Here is a 5930-nt window from a genome sequence, read left to right as displayed (position 1 = left end):
ATTTTCCGACAGCACATGCGGGGAATTTTGAAACAGCATTTACAACATCGACCCGGATGCTTTCCTTGCTGACAAGGCGTATGACGCGGACAGGTTGATCGATCGGCTGATACAGCGCGGGATTACCCTGGTCATCCCGCCAAAACGCAACAGAACAACACGACGGAAAACCGATTTTTCCCTTTACAGCGAACGAAACCTTGTTGAGAGGTTATTTTCAATAAACTCAAGCAGTTTCGCGCTATCGCAACCCGCTACGATAAACTGAAGTCAACATTCCTTGCAGCCGTGCAGTTCGCCTCAATCATGATCCTGCTTAACTGACGACACACCGTAGCTGGGCACTTTTAAGGTGCGCCTTGGCGAAGCGCTTGCCGACTGTATGGACGAGGTCGGAAGACATCGAGTAGCCGCGTGTATGGCTTGCCCGAGCACCGTGGCTGACATCCTACAGCGCGGGGCACGGCGATCACGGCTTCATGGGACACGAGAGATGGGCGGACGGCCGTGTCGTTGAGACCGTGCGCGACTGGCGTACCGAGGAGATGTCGCTCCACGTCGTGCGCCTGACATATGCCACGCGCCCACGCGTGCGGAACTCGTGCAAAGCTTCATGGTCTACCTGACGAGACGCTGGATCGAAGGTTTCGTCGGAAGAGATGCGATGGACTAAGACCACGAACGTCCGCTCCCGAGCAGGTTAGACGGGCGGCGGCGCGTCTTAGATGAGGGAGATAGCGGACCAACTATATGGAACCAGCATGGTGCGGGTCCGTAGGGCGCCGAGCCTAAGCGCATTGGTGACGACCGTGAGTGGGATGGCAAGAGCGGGGGCCACGATCAGGCGGTGCGTGAAGTCCTTCAGCTCCGAATTGTCGTCAGGCTGTTCGGTCGGTTCCTCCGCCTCCAGCGCAATGCCGCAAAGCGCGCAGTTTCCAGGATGGTCCTGCCGGATCTGCGGACGCATGGGGCATGTCCAGATCGTGTGGCCACCAGTAGGCGGCCAGGCAGCGGTCTGGGGCGCATGGCGGTTCTGATCATGGCAGGCCATATCATGAATCGCCTGGTCGTGGCCCATTCCCTTCTTTGGTTCCATAGTATCGGGGCTGCTCATCGGCTGAAGTGTCATACCGCATATCGGGCATTTGCCAGGATGCGCTTCCCTGATGTCCGGATGCATCGGACAGCTCTAAACGGCACCAGATGTGGACGTATGCTGACCGTCCATCTGCTGTTTTCCTGACATGCGGTCTCTCCCGATGGACGCAACGGGTGAAGACGAGGAAGAAGAGGCGTCTCGGTCAGACATTTAGAATGTCATGGTACATCCGCAGTCGAGCCGAAGGAAGAGTAAAGGGTCTGAAGCCGTTACCCTATTGATTGGATATGAAAACGTGCCTCAAGGAGGCGTCATCGGTGTGGGACCCGATTTGGTCATGGCCAGTTTCTGCGACTGGATCTCTGTCTCTAACCATCAGGGGTTACGTGGCGTCGCCACGCGGGATATACTGTTGGGAGAAGGGCAACGCGGATATGCCGAGCTAGTGTCTGTACAGAAACTGCAGGCTTGTTCTCTACATTCTCTTGTGTCACCCGTTTAAAAAAAGGGGATTAGCGGAGTTCCCACAAACTAGTGTATGAGTATAGCTGGTACTGTAACAATATTCGGGGGCTTTTGGCATTCTGTTGGGCGGGGCAGTCAGCCCGTGATCATTGGGAACTGGGACTTGATCAATGACTGAGACGTGGGTTTCAGGTCCGGGAGATTTGTATGATTTACAAGATAAAAGAAAATAACTTTCTGATATATGACTTATTAAATGGTGTAAAAAATAAAAGGAGTGGAAATCAATGGGTATTGAGCACGTAGTTGTATTAATGCTAGAAAATCGGTCATTCGATAGTATGTTTGGACAGTCGCCATCGTCCACCGATCCGATCGACCGACTAACGGGAACGGAGACTAATCCCTGGCATCATCCGGACGGCTCCGTCGAATCGATAGCCGTGTGGACTACGGACGGAACCGACCGTCAGGTGGTGCGCATTCCAGATCCTGATCCCGGTGAATCATTTAAAGACATTTACGAACAGATTCATGGACGCCAGGAAAAGGGCAGCTTGGCTTCGAAATTACCAGACATGTCAGGATTCGTAGATAATTATATGGCCCAGCCTGATCGCCCGGGTTCGCATAGTCCTGAGTCAGTCATGCATTTCTTCACCCCCGATCAGCTACCTGTATTGACGACGCTGGGTCGGGAATTCGGCATTTCAGACCGTTGGCATGCATCTGCGCCATGTCAGACATGGCCAAACCGTATCTTTGCGCATACGGGCACGTCTGGTGGATGGGTCAATAACTATCCGGACAAGCTCCCGTTTGAAATGCCCACCGTATTCAACAGATTAAGGGAGGTTCATAAGGATTGGAAAATATATTTTCATGACTTTGCGCAATCGACGACTTTGTCCTCTCTTTGGGAATTCTCGCTCTCGAATTTCAAATATTTTGAGGAGTTTGAGAATGATGCGAGAAAAGGGACTTTACCCGCGTATAGTTTCATCGAGCCGCGATATTTTGCTCACCCCATTTTGAGAAAGATGCCCAATGACCAGCATCCGGCGCACGATGTCGTATACGGGGAGGAACTCATTGCATCGGTCTATAATGCGGTTCGCAATGGTCCCTTATGGGATAAGACACTTTTAATCATTACCTACGATGAACACGGAGGATGTTATGATCATGTGACTCCACCAGCAGCAGTATCACCCGACGATAAACATCAAGATGGTTTTAATTTTGATTACTTCGGTGTCCGTGTCCCTGCAATAATCATCTCACCATATGTAAAGCCGGGTCACGTATTCAGGCCACAAGGCAATACCCCTTACGATCATACGACAATAATAGCGACACTTAGAAAACTATTTGGTATTCGTTCTCTAACCAAACGTGACCAGGCAGCGCCGGACTTTCTTGATGAGCTTCTTAAAACACCTGACAATCAAGGTCCAAGCAGCGTTCAGGCTTCAACGTCTTATTCGATGCGTGATTCGATTGATGCCGTCAAAGAGCCTTTAAACAGCCTTCAGATCAGTCTGGCGCAGGCAGCTAGACAATTGCCAACCGCTGGCGCTGATCTCGCGCTTCACAACAAGCGCGTCGCGGCGATGACGACTGCTCAAACGTACCCGTCGACCGTTGGAGAGGCATCTCTCGAAATTCAGGCTCATATGAACGCATTTACAGGACGGAATGCATAATTGCCGCTTGGTTGTTTGTCGCTCTTCAAAAAGAGGGGCGCCCGTTGTTATGGTTGGTGATCGACGTGACGTAATGGTCCCAATGGCTTCCGTTGGGACTTTTAACCGACTAATATCGTCGCAAGTCCTTCATTTATTCTCGGTTTACGACCATGACGTTGCGGTTGCTGGCAAACGCTTTTCATCGTCGATGACGGTTACGCGGGAGGGTAGACTGTCTGACCACTGCCAGAAGACCAGCTTCCTGTCATTTTCCATTGCTCCGGGGGCAAAACTCGGGACGATGATGCCAGCCACACCATTGGCTGTGAGCATTTTTGCGAGTTCCCACGAGGGCGGCATCTTGCCCTGATCGGCAAGATCTTCCCAGGGGCAGGGGAGGAGAAACCGCGATTATCAAGATTGGACGGGTCGGTCAGATCGAGGACGGGTTCGCTATCGACGTCATAGCCACAGATGGTCAAGGGCTGAGGCTTGAACGGGAAGCCTTGCTGGGCCTCGAGCCAGGCAGTCTCCATCCGCAGAGATGTGTAAAGGGCAGGTGTGCCGTCCAGGTTGAACCGGCCTCCATGAAGCGCCGCACCGTCGCCTGACAGTGGGGTGAAAGACCAGCGGGGATTATGAGCCCGGAACACCCGTCCGGTAAACCTCGCGCGTAACCGCCGGTTGCAATCCGATCGAGATAGCGCGCCGGACGGCGTCGGCGTATCTTTCCCGAACGAGCGCCTCGACAGTCTGATCACCGAAGGAGGGCAGGGGCTGTGACCGATACCATGCGAAAGCCTGTTGGGCTGAGCCCGCCCATGGCCGGACACGATTGAGGATCTCGACCATGTCGCGCAGCCTCGCCTGGGTGGTGGGGCGGCCGAGGCGGGCACTTTTGGAGACGGCGTCGCGGGACAGGCCCAGGGTGGCAGCCAGTTCGCCACGAGTGATATGCAGCATGCTACTCAGCCGTTCGGCCGCGATCAGTCCGGACGGATCGTAGGCGTCAGTAGAGAAACGTGGTCTCGGACATGACAGGTTGCCTCATATATTGACCATAGAATGGGATTATATATGAGGCGGTCTGTCCATGACAAGGATTCCAATTGGATATGCCCATGCGTTTTGGCATGATTACCTTGTCACGCGGCGAGACGGGGTATCTTGCTGTCCGCTAATCGCAAGTATCATTGGTTGCCTTCCCGAACAATCAAACTTGTAAATCCCATAAGTTTTGTTATGCCAACAAGTGGCTAGGTACATCTGTAGCTTTCGTGACAGACAGATGGATCTTCGGAGCCATAACCTATCTCACGACTGCAATCATAAATTCCTGTTGAACATCCATTCAATGCGGGTGCAGTTCCTATAACGCCGCCGCTCTGTTTTTTGTGGGGCGCTGCGGCCTTTACATGATGGAATGACAGCAGGAGCACATGGATCATGCGGATCCCGGTGGAAAATGTCGCTGTCATGCCCCCCGATCTGTCAGCATGCAGTTGTGGTTCGTGATAGGCAGTTCCATCAGGGCACCTATGGTCTTGTAGTCCGAAACCTGTCCCGCGGGTGAGAACAAAGCCAAGAAGACGTCCCTGATTGTCACATCGGGCATTGAGTGTGCTCGTAAAGCCGCCGCGTGATCGACCAAAAGCCTCCAAATGCCCCCTCTTTTGCGCCTGTTGCCTGTGAATGAGCATGGATCACGGTGCTGTCGACCATATGCTGCCAGTCATCGGTCAGTTCCAAGTCTACCAGGGTTTGCAGCAGTGACTGGCGTTTCCGGAACGCGCCCTGTTGCCGCCGTGTAGATTTCATCATCCTCGCGGCGCCCCATCGCGATGACAAAAATAACGATCCTCTGTTCAACGACCTGATAGCCGTCCTGGCGAAGCTTGATTTTGTAGAATCCGGCGAGATCGCCGTGCAGTTCATTGCCGGGAGAATGCGGGGTCAGAACCAGTTTTTCGAGCTTCTTCTCGAATTTCCTGCGAATGCTTCCGTCCAGCCCGTCCCATTCCCGAAGTGCACGATCATCGAACTCGATCGCGTATTCAGTCATCGGGATGGCGGGCCTTGAGCTCCGCCAGCGTCATGCGGTGGCGGGGGGCGGGATCGGCGAGGCGTTCGCGGACGATTTCGATCAGCCTAGCATCTTCGTCGGTCACAAGCCGCCGCTTTACCGGCGGCTGGCCGGTCTCGGCGATATAGGCCAACGTATCGCGCAGGACATCGGAGAGAGAAAGGCCGTGCGCGGAGAGTTTTGCAACGGCAGCTGATTTGAGGGCGTCATCGACGCGGAATGTCACGGCGGACATATAACTACCTCCCTGATTTCAGTACAAACGTATTACATTTGTACGAAAAAGGGAAGCGGAAAGTCAGTGTGGGGCTGGTGGGGGATGGCGGCAACTGTCACGCGGGTTGCCCTACCGCCTGCTTTCTCTATCGTCAGAACGATGACGCAGGGCAGATGCTTGCGGCCTTCCTCTAGTCCTCGGTTGTGTTCATGTCGCCACAGATAGGCATAGGAAATGACAAGTCCCGGTTCTGAATTCGGTAAAGGCAAGCGGTCAGTCTATCAATGCGTTAAGGGCGTCGTGGCGCATTGACCTGCATGGTTCTTTGACGCAGCAGCAAATCCCTCGTCTTGTGCTGAAGCAACGCTGCCTGCTGAG

Annotated in this window: 6 protein-coding genes and 1 pseudogene; 2 read left to right on the top strand and 5 right to left on the bottom strand. The window is 53.7% G+C overall.

Going from position 1 to position 5930, the window contains the following annotated elements; all coding sequences use genetic code 11:
• Positions 1-46: 46 nt before the first annotated feature.
• Positions 47-324 (top strand): annotated as a pseudogene (locus tag B7449_RS22900) (transposase); the annotation flags it as partial.
• A gap of 397 nt (positions 325-721) precedes the next feature.
• Here the strand turns inward: B7449_RS22900 and B7449_RS24335 are convergent.
• Positions 722-967 carry a heavy metal-binding domain-containing protein gene (locus tag B7449_RS24335; protein WP_007396760.1) on the bottom strand — a complete coding sequence of 82 codons (246 nt, stop codon included), beginning with the start codon at positions 965-967 and terminating at the stop codon, positions 722-724.
• A gap of 884 nt (positions 968-1851) precedes the next feature.
• On the opposite strand from B7449_RS24335, the gene B7449_RS15235 reads away from it, so the two are divergent.
• Complete coding sequence (locus B7449_RS15235) at positions 1852-3270, top strand: alkaline phosphatase family protein (protein ID WP_010509887.1); 1419 nt, start codon at positions 1852-1854, stop codon at positions 3268-3270.
• A gap of 197 nt (positions 3271-3467) precedes the next feature.
• Here the strand turns inward: B7449_RS15235 and B7449_RS15230 are convergent, their stop codons facing one another.
• The 4 genes from B7449_RS15230 to B7449_RS15210 all read right to left on the bottom strand — a co-directional run bounded on the left by B7449_RS15230 (position 3468) and on the right by B7449_RS15210 (position 5570).
• On the bottom strand, positions 3468-3905 hold the full coding sequence (locus B7449_RS15230; RefSeq protein WP_231289966.1) for an RES family NAD+ phosphorylase: 438 nt from the start codon (positions 3903-3905) through the stop codon (positions 3468-3470).
• Positions 3889-4215, bottom strand: a complete 327-nt coding sequence (locus B7449_RS15225; RefSeq protein WP_231289964.1) for an XRE family transcriptional regulator — start codon at positions 4213-4215, stop codon at positions 3889-3891. The genes B7449_RS15230 and B7449_RS15225 overlap by 17 nt, the downstream gene beginning before the upstream one ends.
• A gap of 769 nt (positions 4216-4984) precedes the next feature.
• Positions 4985-5314, bottom strand: coding sequence for a type II toxin-antitoxin system RelE family toxin (locus B7449_RS15215; protein WP_025440186.1), 330 nt, complete (start codon positions 5312-5314; stop codon positions 4985-4987).
• The gene (locus B7449_RS15210) at positions 5307-5570 is read right to left on the bottom strand and encodes a type II toxin-antitoxin system RelB/DinJ family antitoxin (protein ID WP_010511780.1); all 264 of its coding nucleotides are present in this window, start codon (positions 5568-5570) and stop codon (positions 5307-5309) included. The genes B7449_RS15215 and B7449_RS15210 overlap by 8 nt, the downstream gene beginning before the upstream one ends.
• Between the last annotated feature and the right edge of the window lie 360 nt (positions 5571-5930).

The sequence above is a fragment of the Komagataeibacter intermedius TF2 genome (assembly GCF_000964425.1).
GTDB lineage: Bacteria > Pseudomonadota > Alphaproteobacteria > Acetobacterales > Acetobacteraceae > Komagataeibacter > Komagataeibacter intermedius.
This window is presented reverse-complemented; position numbering and strand designations above follow the sequence as displayed.